Genomic DNA, 20,022 nt, shown 5'->3' on the forward strand with positions numbered 1-20,022 from the left:
GTTCAACAGTCTGACGAATAGGAGCCGACCCCCATGACTTCCGAGACCCACCTCACCCCGGCCCCCGAGCACAAGTTCACCTTCGGCCTGTGGACGGTCGGCTGGCAGGGCCGCGACCCGTTCGGCGACGCCACGCGCGCGCCGCTCGACCCGGTCGAGTCCGTCAACCGGCTGGCCGAGCTGGGCGCGTACGGCGTGACCTTCCACGACGACGACCTGATCCCCTTCGGGTCCTCCGACGCCGAGCGCGACGGCCACATCAAGCGCTTCCGGCAGGCGCTGGACAGCACCGGCCTGACCGTCCCGATGGCCACGACCAACCTCTTCACCCACCCCGTCTTCAAGGACGGCGCCTTCACCGCGAACGACCGGGACGTCCGCCGCTTCGCGCTGCGCAAGACCATCCGCAACATCGACCTGGCCGTCGAGCTGGGCGCCAAGGTCTATGTCGCCTGGGGCGGCCGTGAGGGCGCGGAGTCCGGCGCCGCCAAGGACGTACGGGCCGCGCTGGACCGGATGAAGGAAGCCTTCGACATCCTCGGCGACTACGTGACCGAGCAGGGCTACGACCTGCGGTTCGCCGTCGAGCCCAAGCCGAACGAGCCGCGCGGCGACATCCTGCTGCCGACCGTCGGCCACGCGCTGGCGTTCATCAACGAGCTGGCCCGCCCCGAGCTCGTCGGCGTCAACCCCGAGGTCGGCCACGAGCAGATGGCCGGGCTGAACTTCCCGCACGGCATCGCCCAGGCGCTGTGGCACGGCAAGCTCTTCCACATCGACCTCAACGGCCAGACCGGCATCAAGTACGACCAGGACCTGCGCTTCGGCGCCGGCGACCTGCGTTCCGCCTTCTGGCTGGTCGACCTGCTGGAGAGCGCCGGCTACGAGGGCCCGCGGCACTTCGACTTCAAGCCGCCGCGTACCGAGGACACCGAGGGCGTGTGGGCGTCGGCGGCCGGCTGCATGCGCAACTACCTGATCCTCAAGGAGCGGTCCGCGGCCTTCCGCGCCGACCCCGAGGTGCAGGAGGCGCTGCGCGCGTCCCGGCTGCACGAGCTGGCGCAGCCCACGCTCGGCGAGGGCGAGACGCTGGCCGGGCTGCTCGCGGACCGCGGCGCGTTCGAGGACTTCGACCCGGAGGCCGCCGCGGCCCGCGGGATGGGCTTCGAGCACCTCGACCAGCTGGCGATGGACCACCTGCTCGGCGCGCGGTAAGTCGTAGTCGCCGAGGGGTGCTTCCGGGGTGCTCGGGGTGCTTTGCGCGCGGTAGCCGCCGCGCCAGCATTCCGGACGGAGCTGGGAGAGGGCTGTGAACCACCCGTGGTGAGCCTGTTCATGGCGGGTCCGAACGGAAACTCACCCGCGTGTCATTTCCACGCTTTCGTTCTCACTGCCCTCTCACACCCGCCTCACCACAACGTCATTGCCGATTCCTAGCGTTGCGCGGCAGCGGGGTGGAGGTGGACGCGAACCTCACCCGCGTCCCCTCCACCCCCTGCCACCACGAGGATTCGGATGTTCTTCACGTATCTCCGGCGCGAGTTGCGCCGCCGGCGCAAGGCCGCCCTGGTCGTCGCGCTGGGCCTCGCGCTCGGCATCGGGCTCGTCATCACCGTCGACTCCGTCTCGTCCGGCATGAGCCGGGCGCAGGGCAAGGTGCTCCAGTCGCTCTACGGACTCGGCACCGACATGACGGTCACCAAGGCGGCGGCCGCGCCGGGTTCGGGCGCCACGGGCCGCCCGCAGTTCAACTTCGACGCCAAGGCGGACGGCGCCGCGCAGAGCAGTGACCTGGTCACCGTCCAGGGCTTCCAGACGCTGGCCTCGTCGGTCGTCGGCAAGGTCGGCGCGCAACGACACGTCGCCGACGCCGTCGGCGGACTCTCGCTGCGGGTCATGAAGATCGACGGCTCCTTCACCCCGGGCCAGTTCCAGCAGCGCGAGGGCGGTACGTCCCGCGGTCCCGGCGGCGCCCCGCAGACCGCGCAGACCCCGCAGGGCGAAGTCAAGGGCGGCGGCGCCCAGTTCGACGTCAACAGCTACTCCGTCTACGGCGTGGACGTCGCCGACCTCGGGCTCGGCCCGCTGACCTCCTCGGGGATCACCTCGGGCACGACCTTCACCTCGGCCCAGTCGAACGCCGAGGTGGCCGTCGTCGACTCCGCCTACGCCGAGCAGCACAAGCTCAAGGTCGGCTCGACGCTCACCGTCAAGAGCGTGAAGTACAAGGTCATCGGCGTCGCCACCGCCGACAGCGGAGACGCGGCGGCCGATGTCTACCTGCCGCTCAAGCAGGCCCAGACGCTCTCCGGCTCCACGGACAAGGTCACCACGGTCTACGTCAAGGCGTCCGACTCCAAGCGGATCGCCGCGGTCAAGACGGCGATCCAGCAGAACGTCCCGGGCACGACGGTGACCACCTCGGCGGACCTCGCCTCCACGGTCTCCGGCTCGCTGTCCACGGCGTCCTCGCTCGCCTCGAACGTCGGCAAGTGGCTGTCCATCGCCGTCCTCATCGCCGCCTTCCTCGTCGCCGGACTGCTGACCTCCTCGGCGGTCAGCCGACGGGTACGGGAGTTCGGCACGCTCAAGGCGCTCGGCTGGAAGAGCGGCCGGGTCACCCGGCAGGTCATGGGCGAGGCCCTGGTCAACGGTCTGATCGGCGGCGCGCTCGGTATCGCCCTCGGGCTCGCGGGCGCGTACACGGTCACCGCGATCAGCCCGACGCTCAGCGCGCAGCTCGGCGGGGGCGGGGGCGGCTCGGGCGCCGGCCTGGGCGGCTCGGGCGGCTCGGGCGGCTTCGGCGGCGGGCCCGGCGGAGGGCCGCGGGAGGCCGCCGCCAAGACGCTCGACATCGCGCTCAGCGCGCCCGTGTCCGTCGGGACCATCGTGCTGGCCGTCGGGCTCGCGCTCGGCGGTGGCCTGATCGCCGGGACGTTCGGCGGCTGGCGGGCGTCGCGGCTGCGGCCGGCGGACGCGTTGCGCCGCGTCGAGTAAGCGGGCGCCGGGCGTGAGGTGTCGGCGGCGTCGAGGTCCGTACGGCCTGGGCCGGTCGGCGCGCCGGTACGGGCCGGGGCCGCCGGCCTCCGTACCGCTCGCATCCGCCGACTCCCGTACCGCTCAAGTCCGTTGGCCCCCGTACGGCCCCTGCCCGGTGTCGAACGGCCCGTGCCCGGCGTCGTACCGCCCTTGTCCGCCCGGCGCGCCCACGTCGAACCACCCATCCCCGCTGAGGAGTTCACCCATGTACCGACTGACCGGCGTCACCAAGCGCTACCGCCGAGGCAAGGACACCGTCGAGGCCCTGCGCGGCATCGACCTCACCATCGCCGACGGCGACCAACTCGTCATCCAGGGCCCCACCGGCGGCGGCAAGTCCACGCTGCTCCAGATGCTCGGCGGCCTGGACCGCCCGACCTCCGGCTCCGTCGACCTCGACGGCACCGACCTCGCCCGGCTCGGTGAGGGCCGGCTGACGAAAGTACGGTCGGAGAACATCGGCTTCATCTTCCAGAGCTTCAATCTCATCCCCACCCTCACCGCCCAGGAGAACGTCGAGACCGCCCTCGTCCCCATGGGCGTGCGCGCCGCCAAGCGCCGCGAGCGTGCCGCGCGGGCGCTGGAGTCCGTGGGCCTCGGCGAGCGGCTGAACCATCTGCCGTCCGAGCTGTCCGGCGGTCAGCAGCAGCGGGTCGCCATCGCCCGCGCGCTGGTCAAGGAACCCAAGGTGCTGCTCGCCGACGAGCCCACCGGCAATCTCGACGAGGCCACCCGCGACGACATCATGGCCCTGCTCGAAGGGCTCTGGCGCGACCGCGGCCTCACGTTCGTACTGGTCACCCATGACTCGGCGATCGCCAAGCGGGCGCCGAGGGTGGCCACGATCCGCAAGGGGACGCTGACCGTACGGGAGTCCACCACGGCCTGACCGCCTGTCCCTCTCTTCTCGCCGCCGGACCGGCGGGGCCCTTCCCGGCCCCGCCGGTCCGGCGTTCGCGGTGGGCGTCCGCTACTTGAGTTGAGACACCGTGCGGTGAAACAGGTCACGGACATTCCGTGAACCCTTTGCGAGGATGTCGGGGGTGGGTTGAGTGCCGTACGCCTGGACGGGCAGACGGTGCGCACGCCCGAACACCGGCCGGGGGACGGCCGGTCACGCCGGCCGGGCCATGGGCCGGCGCGGTGGTCGGGCAGCGGTGGAGGACAGCGGTCGGGAGAGGTGCGGGAGAGGTGGGGACAAGGGTGCCGGGGAAAGCCACGTCGTCGGTGGAAGTGTCCAAACGACCGGCCCGGCACAGACATCTTCCCGTTCCCCTTCCCCTGGCCAACCAACTGCCCCGACTGCTCCCCGAACTGGGCCTGCTCTTCCTGTTCGACGCCGTCTACAAGTACGGCCGCAGGCTCGCCAACGGCCAGACCGATCCGGCCTTCCGGCACGCGCGCGACGTCTGGTCGTTCGAACGCGATCTGCGGCTGCCCAGCGAACACACCGTGCAGCGCGCGGTGATGCACTGGGAGCCGGTGATCCACACGGCCAACTACGTCTACGCCACCGTGCACTTCCCCGCGATGGTGTGCTTCCTCGCCTACATGTTCCTGCGCCACCGCGCCCACTATCTGTGGATACGGCGGGCGATCGTCGTCCAGACGCTGCTGGCCCTGATCGGCCATCTCTTCTTCCCGCTCGCCCCGCCGCGGATGCTGTCAGGCTCCGGCATGGTCGACACGGCGGCGCGCTTCGGCCCCTCGGTCTACGGCAAGCCCGACGGGCAGTCCATGTCCAACCAGTTCGCCGCGATGCCGTCGCTGCACGTCGGCTGGGCGCTGGCCATCGCGGTGGGGCTGATCGCCGCGCACCGCTCGCGCCTGCGGTGGCTGTGGCTGCTGCACCCGCTGGTCACGCTGCTGGTCGTGGTCAGCACGGCCAACCACTACTGGCTCGACTGCGCGATCGGCTGCGCGCTGCTCGGCGTGGCCGTCCTCGTCGTCCCGGGCCCGGCCCCGGAAACGGCGCTGGCCCCGAACACGCACTGGGCGTGGCCCCTGAAGCGCGGCCCCCGGGCGTCCCCCGAACCCGCCACGGCCGACCACGCCTGACCATCACCCGCCCAACCGCCCACCCTTCACGTCGGCGATGAACGCGGCCCACGCGTGGGCCGCGAAGAGCAAGGCGGGGCCTTGAGGGTCCTTGCTGTCACGCACGGGCACGAGGTCGGGGAAGCCGGGAGCCACCTCGACGCAGGCCCCGCCCTCCCGGTTGCTGAAGCTGGACTTGCGCCAGTTCGTGCCGGAAACGTCGCGGAAGTGGGTTGCCACCTCGACGCAGTTGCCGCCCTCCTGGTTGCTGTAGCTGGACTTGCGCCACTTCGTGCCGGAGAGGTCGGGGGTGTTGCCCATCGGTACTCCTTCATCACGTGGCGGACGAGGGCCGTTGGCTTTCAGGCAGTGATATGCCCGGCCTTGACGTCGGCAATGAACGCGGTCCATGCGTGAGCTGCGAAGAGCAAGGCGGGGCCTTGGGGGTTCTTGCTGTCACGCACGGGGACGAGGTCGCGGAAGTGGGTTGCCACCTCGACGCAGTCGCCGCCCTCCTGGTTGCTGTAGCTGGACTTGCGCCAGTCGGCGGCGCTGATGTCGAGTCGGGAGCCGGGAGTCAAGGTAGGCGTCCTCCATCATGGTTCTGATCATGTTCAAGGACATGGCCGACGGCAGCGCATGGCCTCTGAGCTGATCGTAGGACATTGAGTAGGACCTCACCTCCGCTGGATCTTCGATGAGTTGGCCGTAGTCCGCACCTTCTGTGTACGCCGACTCCGAGCCGTCCGGAAGGGTCAGAATGGTCAGAGATCCGCCCATGGCCGGATGCGCACCAACTGAGAACGGAAGCACCTGAACCATGATGTTCGGATCGCTTTCGGTCTCCAGGAGTCGACGGAGTTGGCGACGCATGACGGTCGGACCGCCGATCGGACGCAACAGCACGGCCTCGTCCAGGACAACCACCAACTCGGGGCGGTCATCGGCAGTAAGGCGTTCCTGCCGGGCCATTCGAGCGGCGACGCGTTCCTTGAGTTGTTCCGAAGTCTTGAGCGTACGTCCTGCGCCGAGAACGGACCGTGCGTAGTCCTGGACTTGAAGCAGACCAGGAACGGTGTGTGCGGCGTACGCGCGAATCCGGACAGCTCGAGCGGACTGCTCCATGAACGCCCGCGACCAATCCGGAAACGCCTCGCGGTAGACGTGCGGCCACAGGTCGATCAGGAGTTCGTCCGCTTCGAGTTCGCGGTCCAGGTCGCGGGCCAGATCGAGCGTCGGCTTGTGTCCGGTCACGCGTTCGATCTGATTGATCCGCGTCGGGTGCACGCGGACCCGCCGGGCCAACTCCACCTGGCTCCAACCCCTTATCTGCCGCAGTCGCGTCACCCGTCGTGCGAACACCGCTGCCACGGACGCGTCCGGATCAACTTGCCTTGCCACGGGACTCCTTCCGATCTTTACGGTTTGAGGCTTAAGCCCGTACCCCCTTTTCGATCGTAGGACTACGCGCGCAGTCTTGTGAGCAGAACGTCAGAACCCGACTACGGCGTGGTACGAAGGAAAGGCCCGGCCCATGGAGACACCAGTAGTGACAACGCCCCCGGAACCGCTGGTGGCCTCGTACTGGGCGTGTACGCCTCGTTCGGTGAGCCGGGCCCGGCACTGTCTGCGGGCGGTGCTGTGGAAGTGGGGTCTGGGCGACCTCGCCGAGGTGGCCGAACTCGTCCTGACCGAGCTGGTGACCAACAGCGTCCAGCACGCGCGGGTACGGGGCCGGCTGATCGAGACCAGGTTCGTACGCGAGGGGGAGGGCGTACGGCTTGAGGTGCACGACGCCAGTTCCCGGCGGCCGGAGGTCCACCGGGCGGGCGCCGACGACGAGCGGGGGCGCGGGCTCGCGCTGGTGGACGCGCTGGTCGGCCCCGGGAGTTGGGGCGTGAGCGAGCGCGACGGCGTCGGCAAGCTCGTCTGGGCCTACGTGGCCGTGGGCGGTGGCGGTACGTGAGCGTTCCCGAAGTCCACTGGCACACCTCGGTGACGACAGGAACGGCGCGGCCCCTGGCCACGTTCGCCGCTTTTCCGTTGGTGGTGCGGGAGTGGGTGTTCCGGCCGCGGGGTGTGTACGCGGCGACGTTCGACCGGCCCGAGGACGCGTTGTCGTGGCTCGGGGTGACGCTGGAGGGTGTTGCGCCGATGCCGGGGGATCTGTCGCCGGACGACCGGATCGCGTACGCCCGCGAACACCTCGCCCTCCACCCCGCGCAGGCCGATCCCGTGTACTCCGCGAGCGGCTACCTCGTACAGGACCTGGTCGCCTGCCGCGTCGACCACGACATGTTCAAGAGTTCCTTGCCGGTGCGGGAGAAGAGGTTCGCCCCGCACGGGTGAGGGGGTCTGGGTCCGGCTTGACTCTGCGCTCGTCGACTGAGAGCCGCATTGCGGACAGACCCGCGGGAGCCGCCCGTCCGGACGTGCGGCTCCCGACAACACTCCCCGGGCTACCTGCCGAGCCGGATTGCCGCTGGGCTCCACGTGCACGCGAACGAGCCGGGTTACTGGCCGCTGCCCGAGACCTGGCCGCTCTCGATCTGGGACGTCCGGCCCTTGTCAATGCCCAACCGCGCGGCCATATCGGTCTGCGTGAAGCCGCGCTCCTTCCGCAGTTCGACCAGGCGCCGCGCCCGTGCCTCGCCGATCAGTTGGGCAGCGCCCGCCTCGAAGGCGTCACGTCCGCCGGCGAGTTCCTCGGCCCGTTCGTGATGCCCGCTGTCCGCCCACCGGGAGAACTCCGTCACTGCCCCGCCTCCTTCGCCCGCTCGGCCACATAGGCCGCGTACCGCCGTTCCGGCATCGGAATCGCCCGCCCGTACCACCCGGTCCAGTCACCGGCCTTGTCCCCTGCCGTGGTGGGAGCGAGGGATTTATTGATGCGCGACTATCTGTTCTTCTTCCTTTCTGTCCTGGGGCGCATCTCTTCGAATGCCTCTCGCAGGTCCCGCGCTTCGGGCAGTTGGCGTATTTCAACGGCGCGGATCACTTCAAGAGCTCGCCAGCGATTCGAGGGGACGACCCGTCCCGACAGGATGGCCCGCTGAGCCGCATTGCACGCTTCGTCCATGCGATCGGAGGCAACGAGAGAAAGGGCAAGGTCAATGTTCGCGGAGGCTACTCGGCGCGGCCATCGGGAAATGTCATCAGAAGGGGAGAGTTGCGCAATGACTTCTCTGGCATGGCCCTCCGCCGCAGGGTCGCCCAGCCACGCAAGCGTTGTAGCTGTGTACGAAACAGACTTCGCGGGATCGTACCTGTAATGATGTTCCGGACTATCGGTCGGAGCAAGCTGGGAAGAAAGGATATCTACTTTTCCTATGGCCGTGTACGTTTCCGCTTGCTGTCCGAGCCGGGCACGCGCTCTTCCCTCTTGGGCGGTCGCCTGAACTTCGACGGAGGTCCCTCTTGGTGCCAGAGACTGCGCCGCTATGCTCAGTTCGACAGCTTTGAGGTAATTTCCGTCCGTCAGAACTCGCCAGGCGTCAGTTTCCAAGCACCAGGCTTTGATCTCTGCATGTCCGGCGTGGTCGGCCAGGGTTGTAGCAGTTCGCAGTCGTGCTGTGGCTGCGTCCTCCTGGTTCAAGTCAATGTGCAGAGTCGCACCCAGAAGCGAGAACCATCCCCCGAGCACAAGCAGTTGCCTGTGTTCGGAGAGCGTCTTTCTTGCATCCATCAATCGGGAGATGTACCCAGAATGCTTTCTTACCCTGTCCAGCAGCAGTTCTGGAGGCGAGTAAGGGTATTTTCTCGCCAGTTCATCAAATGCGACCTCAAGGCGAAAGAGCGTCTCACGCCCCACATCGCTTGCTGTTGCTCGGCGCGACAACTCCAAGGACTCGATCTCATCGTCATCTTCGGGGTTCGATTTCGTGCTCCTACCGATTTCGACAATGAATGCCGGTGATGCACCCCGGGGAGCGGAGAGCAGGGATTCCAATTGGGCTGCGGAAAGATTCAAGACGCGGCCGAGTGTGCGTCGCTGGTGGGACTGCGGCTCGGTTTCTCCTGACTCCCAGCGTCCCACAGTAGAGCGATCCACTCCCACGGCTTCGGCCAGAGATTCCTGAGTGAATCCCAGAGCCCTGCGATGCCTGAAGAAATCTTGCCGCCTGCCTGCCATCCCCACTCCCATTCTCTGAAATGCTGTCCTACCAGTTCAGAGCCCCTGACGCACCCAGTATGCGGCAGAGATGCAGCAAAGGTGCGGCGTCGATGCGCTGGTGAACCTTGGGTCTCCGCTCTGTACTGGTGAAACTCACACGCACCCGGAGCGCAGTAGCACGACGAACTGGGTGTCCTACGTCTTCCCGATCCAGGTACAGCGAGCCGTAGCAGCCGTCCAGTGCAGCAACGAGCTGCCGTTGTTGGCGAGGGGAACCCGGCCGGCGACATCTGATCGCCTGGCGCACATGAGAAAGGGGGGTCATGGAGACCTCAGAGCGCGTCCGACTGGACACCTACTTCGGCAGAATCTGCAAGACGTTCGCCCCGGAGAAGCGGCCCGCCTCGCTGCTGGTGACGCACTTGTTGCCTGAACGGCCCGCGTTCGTACGCGCCGTGGGTGCGGTCTCCGACCTGCGGGCGGTGTTGCCCAAGCCGAAGTCGATCGACACAGTGGCCCGGCGTGAAGTCGAGCGGACGACCGCCTGCGACGAGCTGTCCCGCGAGATGTTCGAGGACCCGAACCAGGCCGTCACCTATCTTGAGGCCCGAGCGGCTGGGGAAGAGGTCGTGCTGCTCGACGTGGGCGGATACTTCGCCTCCTCGCTTCACGCCATCGCGGAACGGTTCTCCGGTCGGCTGCTCGGCGTGATCGAGGACACCGAGAACGGGCACAAGCGGTACGCCGGACTGCCGAAGCTCCCGTGCCCGGTGCTCTCGGTCGCGCGCTCGCCGCTCAAGGACCCGGAAGACTTTCTCGTGGGGCAGTCCGTCGTGTTCTCGACAGAAGCTTTGCTGCGTGGACGCGGGGACATCCTGCACGGTCGTCCCGCACTGGTGATCGGCTTCGGCAAGCTCGGGTCCAGCATTGCCCGTCTGCTGCACGCCAAGGGCATCAATGTCACGGTCCACGACATCGACCCGGTGCGCCGTGCGCAGGCGCTCTCGCAGGGCTTCGGCGTGGCACGCGACCGCGAGCAGGCGCTAGCGGCCGCGGGGCTGGTGCTCTGCGCGACCGGAGCGCTTTCGCTGCGCGGCGAGGACTTCCCGTTACTGAGGAACGGGGCGTACGTCGCTACAGTCACCAGCAGCGAGGACGAACTGGAGCTGGACGGGCTGCCGGACGGCTACACCCGCGCCAACACGGGCGAGCACGTCACCCGCTACCAGACCACGGGCCATTACTTCTATCTGCTGAACCACGGGAATGCGGTGAACTTCCTCCACGGCGCGTCCGTTGGACCGTTCATCTTCCTGGTACAGGCGGAGATTCTGGCGGGGGTCCGGCTGTTGGCCCGGGGGGACTTGACTCCCGGGCTGCACGAGGTTCCCGCCGGGGACCGGGCGGTTATCGCCGCGACCTGGCTCAACTACTACAACAGGTGACCTTCATGGCCATTACGGCAGAGCACATCCGCGCGACGGTCTCGGAGTACACCGACGCGCACCCCGAGGAGAAGGCGGCCCTGGCGGTCGTCGAGGCCCTGTTGGACGACGGGGCCGACCTGACGAGCCGCAAGGAGTACCGGGGCCACGTCACGGCCGGGGCCGTGCTGGTGAACGACAGCGGCGATGTGCTCCTCATCCGTCACGTGGCACTCGGCAAGTGGCTGACACCGGGCGGGCATGTCGAGCCTGAGGACACGCACCTGATCGGCGCGGCGCTGCGGGAGTTGGTCGAGGAAACGGGGATCACGCTGAGCGTCGCCCCGGTCTCACCGGTTCCGGTGCACATCGACGTGCACCCCATTCCCGCGAACCCGAGCAAGGGCGAGGCCGAGCACCAGCACATCGACTTCCGTTACCTCTTCCGGGCGGAAGGGGAGCAGGCCGTGCGGTTGCAGGAGGAAGAGGTGAGCGCGTGCGCCTGGCGGCCGGTGGACACGATCGCCGACGAGACCCTGCGGGACCGCGTGCGCGCCGCGCTGCGCTGAGCGTGGCCAGAGCCCCGAGCCTCGTCCGTCCGCGTACTGCCCCTTCCGCGGCCGGCCGGGGCCCCGCGCCCCGGCTCGCCGCGCGCCCCGGTCAGGGGGTTGTGGGGGTCCAGAGGCAGAGGGGGTGGCCGGCCGGGTCGAGGAGGACGTGGACGTCGGGCTGGGGCTGGTGGTCCGCCAGGGTCGCCCCGCAGGTCAGGGCGTGGGCGGTGGCCTCGGTCAGGTCGGCCACCTCGAAGTCCAGGTGCAGCATCATCTGCTGAGCCTCGGGCGTGGACGGCCACGTCGGCCGCACGTAATCCGGCTCCGTGGCGAACGACAGCCCCGCGCCCCCGCCGGGCGGCACCAGCTTGACCCACCCCGGCTCCTCCGCCGCGACCTCCCAGCCGAGCAGCCGCCGGTAGAAAGCGGCGAGCGCCCCCGCGTCGGGGCCGTCGAGCACCACGGCGGTGAAGCTCAGATGCGGGCCCACGGGTTCCTCCCTGGGAGACGTTTCGGCGTTCCCGGTAGTGGTGGGGACGCGAGGGACCGTATCGGCCATTTCGGGGTGGCGGCAACGCAAAACTATTGCAGAGGGTAGTCGCCCTTACTACGCTCGGTGGAATATGCGGCGAACACGATGGCAAGCGGAGGGGACAGCCGTGGCTCGTTCGTGGGAGGCGGACCCGTCTGCGTTATTCGCGCGACGACTGGGCAAGGCGGCCGCCGAGTTGGGGAATTCCAAGGACGACACGGAGTGCCCGGACATCTGGGAACTGGACAACGGCGATGTCGTCGTCATCGGCCGCGATCTGACGGACGCGTACGCGTCCCGGCTCCCGGCAGGCGTCGCGTTGGCCGCTGACGAACGACTGGTCGTCATCCCCGGCAACATGTTCCAGGCCGCGAAATCCGACATCGCCGATGTCTGATCCCGCCGCCCCGCCCCCGCTCGACCGCGCTCTGGGCGAACGCCTCAGCCGCGCCGACTACGCCCGCGACTTCCGTACGCAGCGCGACCGTGCCAAGGGCCGCAACTCCTGGAAGTTCGAGCGCCGGCAGCACTTCGAGGAGGACGACAGCAGCCGCGACGCCCTCCGCCGCGGCGACTGGCCCGAAGCGTTGCGCCTTCTTGAGGAGGACCGCGCCGGCCTGCTGGAGGCGGTCGCGCGCGACCGCCTCCTCGGTCACACCCTCCACCGGGTACGCATCGTGGAGGAGCCGCTGACCCCGTATGTGCAGTGGGAACTCCACGCCCTCCGCATCCAGGCCGAATGCGGCAAGGGCATCCGGGTCGTCGGAGCTGACGCAGTGCGGTCGGCGGAGCGGACGGGGCCCCTGCCGGAGGTCGTTGTCCTTGGCGACCGAGTGCTGTACGAGGTCGTGTATTCCGCGGATGGTGCCCCGGAGGGGGCCGTCCGCTTCACCCAGCCCCGACTCGTCGAGGGCTGGGCACACTTCGTCGAGGCCGCCTACGCCTCGGGCGAGGACGTGACACTGTACTTCGACCGGCGGGTGGCGCAGTTGCCCCCGCCGCGGACGACCGTGGGCTGAGCGATCAGAGACAACGAAGACCGCCACGCGAACCTCAACAGCACGCACTCCGACCTGTCCGGGACCTCACGCGATGTGGTCCAGGCCGGCAGCGTCATGGGTGATATCCACTTCCACGGCTCCGAGCGGCGGCCTGAGGGCCCGCCACCGCGCCAACTCCCGGCCGGCACAAGGATATTTGTCAACCGTACGCATGAACTGAATCGCCTCAACGCCCTGCTTGCCCAGGAAAGCGCCGATGAACCGCTGATCCTGTCGGTGTGCGTCATCGCGGGCACGGCGGGCGCGGGCAAGACCTCGCTCGCCCTGCGCTGGGCGCACCAGGTGAAGGACCGGTTCCCCGACGGCCAGCTCTACATCAATCTGCGCGGCTACGATCCGCGCGAGCCCGTCACCCCCGAGGAGGCGCTGCACCATTTCCTGACCGGCCTCGGCGTGCCCGCCGCGGCGATTCCGGCGGAGCCGGAGTCGGCTGCCGCGCTCTACCGGTCACTGCTGGCCGACCGCGGTGTCCTGATCGTCCTGGACAACGCGGTCGCTGTCTCGCAGGTACGGCCGCTGCTGCCGGGCAACTCCCGCTGCCTGGTGGTCGTCACCAGCCGAGGACGGCTGTCCGGGCTGGCTGTCAGGGACAGTGCCGAACGGATCACCCTGGGCACGCTTCCCGAGCCCGAGGCGGTCGCGCTGTTGCGCACGGTGACGGCCGGATACCGCCCCGAGGAGGACACCGGGAAGCTGCGCGAACTGGCCCGGCTCTGCGCGCGATTGCCGCTGGCACTGCGGATAGCGGCGGAGCGGGCGGCGACGCACCCGCACATGGGACTGGACGAACTGATCGCCGACCTGCGGGACGAATCGGCCTTGTGGGACGCGCTGAGCACCGGGGACGAGGACAGCGACGGCGACGGAACGGACGCGGTACGGTCGGTCTTCGCGTGGTCCTACCGGGCACTCTCCCCCGACGAGGCCAGGGTTTTCCGGCTGCTCGGGCTGCATCCGGGGCCCGGTTTCGGCCTCGACGCGGCCTCGGCACTCGCGGGCATCGCCGGGCGGCGGACACGGCAACTGCTCGATGTGCTGGTGGGAGCTCATCTGCTGGAACAGACGGCACCGGACCGTTACGAGTTCCACGACCTGTTACGTGCCTACGCCACCGACCAGGTAAGGCTGGAGGACGCTCCGGACGAACGGTCGGCGGCGGTCCGACGGGTACTCGACTGGTATCTGCGCAGTGCCCGCGCGGCGAGGGACTTCATCTCGCCGCCCGCGAGCCCGCCCGCAAGTGCTCCTGCGGGTCCGCCCGCGAACCCCGTACCGGGACTTTCCGGCGAAGGCCAGGAGGGAGAGGGCCGACCGCCGGAGGGCGTCGTTCCCGCAGTCTTCACGGACTACGACCAGGCGGTGAACTGGTCCGAGCGCGAGCACATCAACTTCACGCCTGCGGTCCGCCTCGCCGAGGAGGCCGGACTCGACGGGTATGCCTGCCGGTTGGCGGACGTCCTCTACGGTACGCAGGCCCCGTCGGCACCCGTTCAGGACTGGATCTCGGCCGGGGAGATCGGGCTCGCCGCCGCCCGCAGGACCGGCGACCGTGCCACCGAAAGCACCTTGCTGCACTACCTCGGCTTCGCCCACCGCCGGGTCGGCCGTCTCGCGGAAGCGGCCGACCTTCACGAACGCTCGCTGCTGATCCGGCGCGAACTTGAGGACCGCCGAGGGGAGGCGGAAACGCTCAGCGCGCTGGGCCTGGTGCACCTCCGCCGCCGCCAACTCGACCGTGCCGAGGACCGGTTCGACCAGGCGATCGGGATCTTCCGCGCCCTGGGCGCCACCCAGCGCGCGTACACGGCCCTGTCCAACCGCGCAGCCACCCGCTTCGCCGCCGGGCTTCTGGCGGAAGCTGCGGACGATCTGCGGCGCGCGATCCCGGCTCACCGGGAAGCCGGAAGGAAGGCCGCCCTCGGTGACGCCCTACGGCTGTCCAGCGCGGTCCACCTCGAACTCGGCCAGGCCCAGGAAGCGCTGAAGCTTGCGGACGAAGCCGTGGAGCTGGCTCTTGAGCTGCGTGATCACACCCTTGAGGGCTACTGGCTGCTCACTGCCGGAAACGCTCACCGGGCCCTCGGCCACTACTCCGCCGCGCTTGCCTCCTACCACCGCTCCGCAGTACTCCACCGGCGCCTCGGCGACACCGACCGGGAGGCGCTGGCCTGGCAGGGCACAGCCGGGACCTACTGGCTGATGGACCGCTCGCAGGAGGCTGTCGACTTCCAGCGCATGGCGGTCACGAGCTTCTCCCGGTCGGCCGACGTGTGGAACCGTGCCCTCGCCCTGGCCGGGCTGGCGGACCTGCTGCACCCCGGGGATCCCGCCGCCGCGACTGGTCACCGTCGTGACGCCCTCGGTCTCATCTCCGCCTATGCGGACCCCCGGGCCGTACACCTGCGGCGGGAGCTGGAGCGGCGACTCACAGCTCCCCCCGCGTGACGGTCACCCCGGCCGGGGGCCGGGGTCAGCCCTCCGTGCGGGCTACGCCGACCGGGCAGGAGACGCCTGTGCCGCCGATGCCGCAGTAGCCCGCGGGGTTCTTGTCCAGGTACTGCTGGTGGTACGGCTCCGCCGGGTGGAAGGGCCCCGCCGGCAGGATCTCCGTGGTGATCTCCCGGTAGCCGGACGCCGTCAGCACCCGCTGGTACGCCTCGCGGGAGGCATCCGCCGCCGCGGCCTGCTCGGGCGAGTGCGTGTAGACCGCCGAGCGGTACTGCGTACCGTGGTCATTGCCCTGCCGGAACCCCTGCGTCGGGTCGTGCGACTCCCAGAACAGCTTGAGCAGCTGCTCGTACGAGACCAGCGCCGGGTCGTACACGACGCGGACCGCCTCGGTGTGCCCGGTCAGCCCGGAGCAGACCTCCTCGTACGTCGGGTTCGGGGTGTGGCCGCCCTGGTAGCCGGTGAGCGTCGTCCACACACCCGGCGTCTCCCAGAACTTGCGCTCCGCGCCCCAGAAACAGCCCAGCGCGAAATCCGCTACCTCAAGGCCGTCCGGGTACGGGCCGGACAGCGGGTTGCCCAGGACGGTGTGCCGGGCGGGGACGGAGAACTCCGGCTGCGCGCGCCCGGGCAGCGCCTCCTGAGCGGTGGGCAGCTGCTTCTTGTAGCGGTTGAACAGCATCAGCGGGTCTCCTCCGACACGGTGTGGGTGCCTTCGACGGTACGCCGGGCCCCGGGCCAGCCTCCGGAGCCGGTCTTGCAGGGTCCCGAAAGTCCCGAAGGCCCAGGTCCGGAGTCGTACGTTCCACTCACTCGGCAACGCCGTCGCCCGGCCGGGGATTCCTGCCCTCACCCCCTACCCGACAACGTCATATTTACCTAAGACCCCGCGTCCCGGTGGGCGCCCGGTTCCCCGCCCACCCCGGGCCGCTACCCTCGGTCGCATGAGCGATCAGCACAGCGGGCAGCACGACAGCCGGCACTTCGAGACCCTCGCGATCCACGCCGGCCAGCCGGCCGACGCGAGCACCGGCGCGGTGGTGACGCCGATCTACCAGGTGTCGACGTACAAGCAGGACGGCGTCGGCGGGCTGCGCGGCGGATACGAGTACAGCCGGTCGGCGAACCCGACCCGGACGGCTCTTGAGGAGAATCTGGCGGCGCTTGAGGGCGGCAGCCGCGGGCTGGCGTTCGCCTCGGGCCTCGCCGCCGAGGACTGCCTGCTGCGTACGCTGCTCGCGCCCGGTGACCACGTCGTGATTCCGAACGACGCCTACGGCGGCACCTTCCGGCTCTTCGCGAAGGTGGTCGAGCGCTGGGGCGTGCGGTGGTCGGTCGCCGACACCTCGGACGTGCAGGCGGTCAGGGACGCGGTCCGGCCCGAGACGAAGCTGATCTGGGTGGAGACCCCCTCCAACCCGCTGCTCGGCATCACCGACATCGCCGCGCTCGCCGGGGTGGCCCGCCAGGCGGGCGTACGGCTGGTGGTGGACAACACCTTCGCCAGCCCGTACCTCCAGCAGCCGCTGGCGCTGGGCGCGGACGTGGTCGTGCACTCCACCACGAAGTACATGGGCGGGCACTCCGACGTGGTCGGCGGCGCGCTCGTCACCTCGGACGCCGCGCTCGGCGAGGAGCTGGCCTACCACCAGAACGCGATGGGCGCGGTGGCCGGGCCCTTCGACGCGTGGCTGGTGATGCGCGGGATCAAGACGCTCGCGGTCCGCATGGACCGGCACAGCGAGAACGCGGGCCGCGTCGCCGAGATGCTGGCCGCGCACCCGAAGGTGACGCAGGTGTACTACCCCGGGCTGCCCGAGCACACCGGGCACGAGGTGGCCGCCAAGCAGATGAAGGCGTTCGGCGGCATGGTGTCCTTCCGGGTCGCGGGCGGCGAGGAGGCGGCGGTCGCGGTCTGCGACCGCGCGAAGCTCTTCACGCTCGGTGAGTCGCTGGGCGGCGTGGAGTCGCTGATCGAGCACCCCGGCCGGATGACCCACGCGTCGGTGGCGGGCTCCGCGCTGGAGGTCCCGGCCGACCTCGTACGGCTGTCGGTCGGCATCGAGGCCGCGGACGACCTTCTGGCGGATCTCAAGCAGGCGCTGGCCTGAGGCGTACGGCCGCTGCCGGCGGCGATCTGAACGGGACCGGGCCCCGAGCCCGGCCCGGGACCCGCACCCGACCGCCGGGCCGGCACGCATCGGTCCCGTGGCGCGTCCGCGCGGGCCGGGCGTCAGCCGGGACCCACCGAGGACCACCACGTGCCGTCCGCCGGGGGGCGCGGGCGGCGGGTGGGGCGGCCAGGTGAGCGCCGCGCGGACGCCGCCCCTCACGGGCGGTGGGCGAACCGCCGTACCAGCTCGCTCGTACGGATCCTCCGCGCCCATCCGGCACCAGTCGGCGTAGCAGCGCGCGAGGACGGCCGTCAGCAGCCGCTCGGCCTCCGCGCGGTCGCCGGTGAGCAGGACGGCGGTGTGCGACAGCCGTCCGCCCGCGCCCGCGGTGAACGCCGCGGACTCGGCGTCCCGTCGGAGTGCGGCTGCCGCCCGGCGCTACCCCACGCGGCCGTGGGACGGCAGGCGGGCAGCCGGGGTTCACGCCCCTCGCGTGGCCGGATCAGGCCCCTTCGGACGCCCGCTCGGTCCCCTCGACGCCGGACGCCGACTCCGCGTCGCCCTCGGGGAGTTCGTCCCGGTGCGAGAGCCCGGCGTGCCAGTCCGCGAGCCCTTCGTTGAAGCGTACGAGCAGTTCGGTGAAGGTCTCGCGCTCCTCGGCGGACCACTCGTCGGTGACCTGGGCCATCAGCCGGCGGCGCGAGTCGCGCACCTCGTCCAGCCGGCCGCGGCCGCGCGGGGAGAGCGCGAGTACGACCGCCCGGCCGTCCTCGGGGTGCGAGGTGCGCTTGACCAGGCCGGTGTCGACCAGTGGCGCCACCTGGCGGGTCACCGTGGAGGAGTCGATGCCCATGGCCTCGGCGAGCGCCTTGACACCCATCGGGCCCTCCCGGTCGAGCCGGTTGAGCAGCAGATAGGCGGCGCGGTCCATGGAGTTGCGGGCCTTGCCGACGCCGCCGAGCCGGGTCTGTTCCGCGCGGCGGGCGAAGAGGGCGACCTGGTGCTGGAGGCGCTCAAGGAGTTCGGTCGAGGTCTCCGTGGGGTTGGACATGACCTTCAAGCTCGCGTTCTGTCGGTCCTGCTAAAGGGGCGGGATGGCGGGAAGTTGGGAGAAGAGTACGCGGACCGGATGGTGTCGGGACCCTTCCCGTACAAACCGTGACCGCCGAAGCGCGCGGCCCGGCGGCGCCGCGGCGGGCGCGGCGATCGGGGCCCGGGCCGGGGCACGCACGCTGTCGTACCGGCCGGTTGTGAAGACCCCCAGGTGAGGGCCCCGCACGTGCGCGGGCGGCGGAACTGCCAGACTTGGCGCATGGACACAGCGCCGCTCCGGACGATCACCCTCGACGACGTGCGCGGGGCGCACAAAATGCTCTCCGGGGTCGCCCGGATCACCGGCATGGAGGGCTCCCGCCATCTGTCGTCGCTGGTGGGGGCACCTGTGCACCTCAAATGCGAGAACCTTCAGCGCACCGGCTCGTTCAAGATCCGCGGCGCGTACGTCCGGATCGCCGGGCTGACGCCCGAGGAGCGCGCGGCCGGGGTGGTCGCGGCCAGCGCGGGCAACCACGCCCAGGGCGTCGCGCTCGCCGCCTCGCTGCTCGGGGTGCGTTCGACGGTCTTCATGCCGGTCGGCGCGCCGCTGCCGAAGGTCGCCGCGACCAAGCAGTACGGCGCCGAAGTGCGGCTGTACGGCGCCGTCGTCGACGAGACGCTGCGTGCGGCCATCGAGTACGCCGAGCAGACCGGCGCCGTCTTCATCCACCCCTTCGACCACCCCGACATCATCGCCGGGCAGGGCACGGTGGGCCTGGAGATCCTGGAACAGTGCCCCGAGGTGCGCACGATCCTGGTCGGCATCGGCGGCGGCGGGCTCGCGGCGGGCGTGGCGGTCGCGGTCAAGGCGCTGCGGCCCGATGTGCGGATCGTCGGGGTGCAGGCGGCGGGCGCGGCGGCGTACCCGCCCTCGCTCACGGCCGGGCGGCCGGTGGTGCTGGACGCGGTGGCCACGATGGCGGACGGCATCATGGTCGGCCGGCCGGGCGATGTGCCCTTCGCGATCATCAGGGACCTGGTGGACGAGGTGGTGACGGTCTCGGAGGACCAGCTCTCCTCGGCGCTGCTGCTCTGTCTGGAACGGGCGAAGCTGGTCGTGGAGCCCGCGGGCGCGAGCCCGGTGGCGGCGCTGCTGGCGCGGCCGGAGGTCTACGAGGGGCCGGTCGTGGCGGTGCTGTCGGGCGGCAACGTGGACCCGCTGCTGATGCAGCGCATCCTGCGGCACGGCATGTCGGCGGCCGGGCGCTATCTGTCGCTGCGGCTGCGGCTCACCGACCGGCCGGGCGCGCTGGCGACGCTGCTGGGCGTGCTGTCGGCGGTGGACGCCAATGTGCTCGACATCAGCCATGTGCGGACCGACCCGCGGCTCGAACTCACCGAGGCCGAGGTCGAACTCCACCTGGAGACCAAGGGCCCCGAGCACTGCGCGTCGGTCGGTACGGCCCTGGAGAGCGCCGGCTACACGGTGATCTCCTGAGGCACGGTGATCTCCCGAGACACGGCGTGCGCCGCCGTGCGGAGGGCCCCCGGCCGGGGAATTCCCCGTTCCGGGCCAAGGCGAGCGCGTGCCGCGGACATCGGGGAGCAATGAATTCCGCATTGTTCGCCGCGCGTTTTATTCTTTCGATTCCGTAGAACATCGATGG

21 protein-coding genes are annotated in these 20,022 nt (G+C 70.0%); 13 read left to right on the plus strand and 8 right to left on the minus strand.

Features of this window, described 5'->3' with window-relative positions; translation table 11 throughout:
• The first annotated feature begins 33 nt into the window (after nt 1-33).
• The 4 genes from xylA (at nt 34) to OHA30_RS22885 (ending at nt 5,097) form a co-directional block, all read left to right on the plus strand.
• On the plus strand, nt 34-1,215 hold the full coding sequence (xylA, locus tag OHA30_RS22870) for a xylose isomerase (RefSeq protein WP_328915725.1): 1,182 nt from the start codon (nt 34-36) through the stop codon (nt 1,213-1,215).
• A gap of 300 nt (nt 1,216-1,515) precedes the next feature.
• Nucleotides 1,516-2,997 (plus strand): ABC transporter permease, encoded by a 1,482-nt coding sequence (locus tag OHA30_RS22875; protein WP_328915726.1) that lies wholly within the window; start codon nt 1,516-1,518, stop codon nt 2,995-2,997.
• A 247-nt stretch (nt 2,998-3,244) separates the two neighbouring features.
• Nucleotides 3,245-3,928 carry an ABC transporter ATP-binding protein gene (locus OHA30_RS22880; RefSeq protein WP_328915727.1) on the plus strand — a complete coding sequence of 228 codons (684 nt, stop codon included), beginning with the start codon at nt 3,245-3,247 and terminating at the stop codon, nt 3,926-3,928.
• Nucleotides 3,929-4,272: 344 nt separating this feature from the next.
• The gene (locus OHA30_RS22885) at nt 4,273-5,097 is read left to right on the plus strand and encodes a phosphatase PAP2 family protein (protein WP_328915728.1); all 825 of its coding nucleotides are present in this window, start codon (nt 4,273-4,275) and stop codon (nt 5,095-5,097) included.
• Between the two features lie 3 nt (nt 5,098-5,100).
• Here the strand turns inward: OHA30_RS22885 and OHA30_RS22890 are convergent, their stop codons facing one another.
• The 3 genes from OHA30_RS22890 to OHA30_RS22900 are packed head-to-tail and all read right to left on the minus strand — an operon-like array spanning nt 5,101 to nt 6,477.
• Entirely contained in the window at nt 5,101-5,397 is a 297-nt protein-coding gene (locus OHA30_RS22890; protein WP_328915729.1) for a DUF397 domain-containing protein, read from the minus strand.
• Nucleotides 5,398-5,438: 41 nt separating this feature from the next.
• Complete coding sequence (locus tag OHA30_RS22895; RefSeq protein WP_328915730.1) at nt 5,439-5,570, minus strand: DUF397 domain-containing protein; 132 nt, start codon at nt 5,568-5,570, stop codon at nt 5,439-5,441.
• Nucleotides 5,533-6,477, minus strand: coding sequence for a helix-turn-helix domain-containing protein (locus OHA30_RS22900; protein WP_328915731.1), 945 nt, complete (start codon nt 6,475-6,477; stop codon nt 5,533-5,535). Before OHA30_RS22900 ends, OHA30_RS22895 begins: the two co-directional genes overlap by 38 nt.
• Nucleotides 6,478-6,610: 133 nt before the next feature.
• On the opposite strand from OHA30_RS22900, the gene OHA30_RS22905 reads away from it, so the two are divergent.
• Together OHA30_RS22905 and OHA30_RS22910 are read left to right on the plus strand one after the other, a co-directional pair.
• Nucleotides 6,611-7,042 (plus strand): ATP-binding protein, encoded by a 432-nt coding sequence (locus OHA30_RS22905; RefSeq protein WP_328915732.1) that lies wholly within the window; start codon nt 6,611-6,613, stop codon nt 7,040-7,042.
• Nucleotides 7,039-7,425 carry a hypothetical protein gene (locus tag OHA30_RS22910; RefSeq protein WP_328915733.1) on the plus strand — a complete coding sequence of 129 codons (387 nt, stop codon included), beginning with the start codon at nt 7,039-7,041 and terminating at the stop codon, nt 7,423-7,425. Before OHA30_RS22905 ends, OHA30_RS22910 begins: the two co-directional genes overlap by 4 nt.
• 164 nt (nt 7,426-7,589) lie before the next feature.
• On the opposite strand, the gene OHA30_RS22915 is transcribed toward OHA30_RS22910, so the two are convergent.
• Complete coding sequence (locus OHA30_RS22915) at nt 7,590-7,832, minus strand: helix-turn-helix domain-containing protein (RefSeq protein ID WP_328915734.1); 243 nt, start codon at nt 7,830-7,832, stop codon at nt 7,590-7,592.
• A gap of 140 nt (nt 7,833-7,972) precedes the next feature.
• Complete coding sequence (locus OHA30_RS22920; protein ID WP_328915735.1) at nt 7,973-9,208, minus strand: helix-turn-helix domain-containing protein; 1,236 nt, start codon at nt 9,206-9,208, stop codon at nt 7,973-7,975.
• A 305-nt stretch (nt 9,209-9,513) separates the two neighbouring features.
• Between OHA30_RS22920 and OHA30_RS22925 the strand changes: the two genes are divergently transcribed.
• A complete protein-coding gene (locus OHA30_RS22925) occupies nt 9,514-10,635 on the plus strand; it encodes an adenosylhomocysteinase (RefSeq protein ID WP_328915736.1) in 1,122 nt (373 codons plus the stop codon).
• 5 nt (nt 10,636-10,640) lie between these two features.
• Nucleotides 10,641-11,183 (plus strand): NUDIX hydrolase, encoded by a 543-nt coding sequence (locus tag OHA30_RS22930; protein WP_328915737.1) that lies wholly within the window; start codon nt 10,641-10,643, stop codon nt 11,181-11,183.
• A gap of 91 nt (nt 11,184-11,274) precedes the next feature.
• Here OHA30_RS22930 and OHA30_RS22935 read toward each other — a convergent pair whose 3' ends face one another.
• On the minus strand, nt 11,275-11,655 hold the full coding sequence (locus OHA30_RS22935; RefSeq protein ID WP_328915738.1) for a VOC family protein: 381 nt from the start codon (nt 11,653-11,655) through the stop codon (nt 11,275-11,277).
• 169 nt (nt 11,656-11,824) lie between these two features.
• On the opposite strand from OHA30_RS22935, the gene OHA30_RS22940 reads away from it, so the two are divergent.
• The 3 genes from OHA30_RS22940 to OHA30_RS22950 all read left to right on the plus strand — a co-directional run bounded on the left by OHA30_RS22940 (nt 11,825) and on the right by OHA30_RS22950 (nt 15,203).
• Entirely contained in the window at nt 11,825-12,094 is a 270-nt protein-coding gene (locus tag OHA30_RS22940) for a hypothetical protein (protein ID WP_328915739.1), read from the plus strand.
• Entirely contained in the window at nt 12,087-12,716 is a 630-nt protein-coding gene (locus OHA30_RS22945; protein WP_328915740.1) for a DUF6879 family protein, read from the plus strand. Before OHA30_RS22940 ends, OHA30_RS22945 begins: the two co-directional genes overlap by 8 nt.
• Before the next feature lie 96 nt (nt 12,717-12,812).
• Nucleotides 12,813-15,203: an ATP-binding protein gene (locus OHA30_RS22950; protein WP_328915741.1), complete on the plus strand. Its 2,391-nt coding sequence runs from the start codon at nt 12,813-12,815 to the stop codon at nt 15,201-15,203.
• A 25-nt stretch (nt 15,204-15,228) separates the two neighbouring features.
• Here OHA30_RS22950 and msrA read toward each other — a convergent pair whose 3' ends face one another.
• Nucleotides 15,229-15,888, minus strand: a complete 660-nt coding sequence (gene msrA / locus OHA30_RS22955; RefSeq protein ID WP_328915742.1) for a peptide-methionine (S)-S-oxide reductase MsrA — start codon at nt 15,886-15,888, stop codon at nt 15,229-15,231.
• A gap of 262 nt (nt 15,889-16,150) precedes the next feature.
• Here msrA and OHA30_RS22960 point away from each other — a divergent pair, with 262 nt between their 5' ends.
• Complete coding sequence (locus OHA30_RS22960; protein WP_328915743.1) at nt 16,151-17,317, plus strand: cystathionine gamma-synthase; 1,167 nt, start codon at nt 16,151-16,153, stop codon at nt 17,315-17,317.
• 505 nt (nt 17,318-17,822) lie between these two features.
• Here the strand turns inward: OHA30_RS22960 and OHA30_RS22965 are convergent.
• Complete coding sequence (locus tag OHA30_RS22965) at nt 17,823-18,371, minus strand: MarR family winged helix-turn-helix transcriptional regulator (RefSeq protein WP_328915744.1); 549 nt, start codon at nt 18,369-18,371, stop codon at nt 17,823-17,825.
• Nucleotides 18,372-18,632: 261 nt separating this feature from the next.
• Between OHA30_RS22965 and ilvA the strand changes: the two genes are divergently transcribed.
• Nucleotides 18,633-19,853 carry a threonine ammonia-lyase gene (gene ilvA / locus OHA30_RS22970; RefSeq protein WP_328915745.1) on the plus strand — a complete coding sequence of 407 codons (1,221 nt, stop codon included), beginning with the start codon at nt 18,633-18,635 and terminating at the stop codon, nt 19,851-19,853.
• Nucleotides 19,854-20,022 lie beyond the last annotated feature (169 nt).

Origin of the sequence: Streptomyces sp. NBC_00223 (assembly GCF_036199905.1) — a bacterium.
Lineage (GTDB): Bacteria > Actinomycetota > Actinomycetes > Streptomycetales > Streptomycetaceae > Actinacidiphila.

Excerpts from the sequence above, each read along its gene's own strand:
- xylA (WP_328915725.1), top strand. The coding sequence starts at position 34 with ATGACTTCCGAGACCCACCTCACCCCGGCCCCCGAGCACAAGTTCACC.
- OHA30_RS22875 (WP_328915726.1), top strand. The coding sequence starts at position 1,516 with ATGTTCTTCACGTATCTCCGGCGCGAGTTGCGCCGCCGGCGCAAGGCC.
- OHA30_RS22880 (WP_328915727.1), top strand. The coding sequence starts at position 3,245 with ATGTACCGACTGACCGGCGTCACCAAGCGCTACCGCCGAGGCAAGGAC.
- OHA30_RS22890 (WP_328915729.1), bottom strand. The coding sequence starts at position 5,397 with ATGGGCAACACCCCCGACCTCTCCGGCACGAAGTGGCGCAAGTCCAGC.
- OHA30_RS22905 (WP_328915732.1), top strand. The coding sequence starts at position 6,611 with ATGGAGACACCAGTAGTGACAACGCCCCCGGAACCGCTGGTGGCCTCG.
- OHA30_RS22920 (WP_328915735.1), bottom strand. The coding sequence starts at position 9,208 with ATGGCAGGCAGGCGGCAAGATTTCTTCAGGCATCGCAGGGCTCTGGGA.
- OHA30_RS22925 (WP_328915736.1), top strand. The coding sequence starts at position 9,514 with ATGGAGACCTCAGAGCGCGTCCGACTGGACACCTACTTCGGCAGAATC.
- OHA30_RS22930 (WP_328915737.1), top strand. The coding sequence starts at position 10,641 with ATGGCCATTACGGCAGAGCACATCCGCGCGACGGTCTCGGAGTACACC.
- OHA30_RS22945 (WP_328915740.1), top strand. The coding sequence starts at position 12,087 with ATGTCTGATCCCGCCGCCCCGCCCCCGCTCGACCGCGCTCTGGGCGAA.
- OHA30_RS22950 (WP_328915741.1), top strand. The coding sequence starts at position 12,813 with ATGGGTGATATCCACTTCCACGGCTCCGAGCGGCGGCCTGAGGGCCCG.
- msrA (WP_328915742.1), bottom strand. The coding sequence starts at position 15,888 with ATGCTGTTCAACCGCTACAAGAAGCAGCTGCCCACCGCTCAGGAGGCG.
- OHA30_RS22960 (WP_328915743.1), top strand. The coding sequence starts at position 16,151 with ATGAGCGATCAGCACAGCGGGCAGCACGACAGCCGGCACTTCGAGACC.
- OHA30_RS22965 (WP_328915744.1), bottom strand. The coding sequence starts at position 18,371 with ATGTCCAACCCCACGGAGACCTCGACCGAACTCCTTGAGCGCCTCCAG.
- ilvA (WP_328915745.1), top strand. The coding sequence starts at position 18,633 with ATGGACACAGCGCCGCTCCGGACGATCACCCTCGACGACGTGCGCGGG.